Consider the following 1,561-nt stretch of genomic DNA (forward strand, 5'->3'; position numbering starts at 1 on the left):
ACCAGTGCACAGGTGGGTGTCAGTTACAGCTGGTGACCCCTGCGGCAAGAGATCGGACGACACCGGCCTCTCCCAGCCAATGCACATAACCTTTCGCGGGCCGCTTGAATCGCGGCTCGCAGGAGACTTTTCATGAAGATCGCAGTTCGCCGTTCTCTTGCGCTGGCCATTGCAACCGGCATCGCCCTTGCCCCCACGTCGCAGGCCGGAACTCTCGGGCCGGGCCAGTCGGCCACCGTGAATGCTGGCGACCCTGTTGAAAGCTGGACGGCTCAGGGTGCCACGCTGACCTTCAACACCGGCAGCGCCGCCACATCCGTAGGCATCAGCGACGGATCCACGCTCGCCATGACGGGGGCAGCAGCCACCGCCACCGATCCGTTTGCCGCCGTCCAGATTGCCTCCTCCAGCGCAACGATCGCCGGCACCCGGATACAGAACAGCCGCGCCGCGGGATTGGCGGTAACCAATGGCATCTCTGGTGGCGCTGCCGGCACCGCAACTGTCACTGACTCGAGCATCATCGGCCAAGGAATCGGAGGCTATGTTCAAGGTGGCGTACTGACCCTGAGCAACACGACGATTGATGGAACCGGCATCGGAGCCGGCCTCCTACCGTCCGAAATCTCGTCCGGTCTGGCAGTCTTCTCGAACTCAAGCGTCAACATCACCAACGGATCTTCCGTCATGGGGGATGAGAACGGCATCGTTGTGATGGACATCGGGGGAACTCCCACCAGTCCAATCAGTGACAACGTACTCACCATCGACAAGTCGCGCGTCTCCGGCCGAAACGGCTCAGGCATTGTTGTCAGTGGTGCAGGGATCATCGCCCCAACCACTGTCAACGTTCTAAACGGCAGCACTGTAAGCGGCGGCAATGGCGTGATTGCTGAAGCCGTCGATGGCGGCACGCTGAATCTGAACGTCGGCGCGTCACAACTGCAGGGCACGCTTCGTGCCGATGCAACCTCGCAGCTGCACACCAAGCTTTCCAATGGTGCGGTACTGACCGGCGTCATGACCAACGTCACCAGCGCCACGCTGGACTCGGCCAGCTGGAACATGACCGGCAATTCCACGATCGGTGCGCTAAGCCTCGGTAACGGCACCATCTCCCTCGGCGACGGCTCCGCCTTCCACACTCTCAACGTGGCCGGCAACTTCAGCGGCGCCGATGGCACGATCATCTTCAACACCGTCTTGGCCGGCGACGATGCCGCCACCGACAAGCTGATCATCGGCGGCGACACCAGCGGTAGCGCCAACGTTCGCGTCAACAATGTCGGCGGCGCCGGTGCTCAGACCGACAAGGGCATCGAGCTGATCCATGTGGGCGGTGCATCCAATGGCAAGTTCAACCTGGCCGGCCGCGCGGTGGGTGGCCAGTATGAGTACTTCCTGCACAGGGGCACCGGCGCCGACGGCAACTGGTACCTGCGCTCACAGCTGCCGACCCAGCCCGACCCGTGCGTGGTCGATCCGACCCTGCCCGAATGCAATCCGGTCGATCCGGAACCGGTGCTGCGCCCCGAGCCAGGCGCTTACCTGGCCAACCTGC

General features: G+C 63.1%; 1 protein-coding gene. It reads left to right on the top strand.

What is annotated here, in order from left to right; all coding sequences use genetic code 11:
* Window positions 1–132 precede the first annotated feature (132 nt).
* Window positions 133–1,561, top strand: a 1,429-nt coding sequence (locus HMPREF3114_RS21140; protein ID WP_141750862.1) for an autotransporter outer membrane beta-barrel domain-containing protein, incomplete at its 3' end; no start/stop codon positions are given.

It is taken from the genome of Stenotrophomonas sp. HMSC10F07 (assembly GCF_001807895.1).
GTDB lineage: Bacteria > Pseudomonadota > Gammaproteobacteria > Xanthomonadales > Xanthomonadaceae > Stenotrophomonas > Stenotrophomonas sepilia.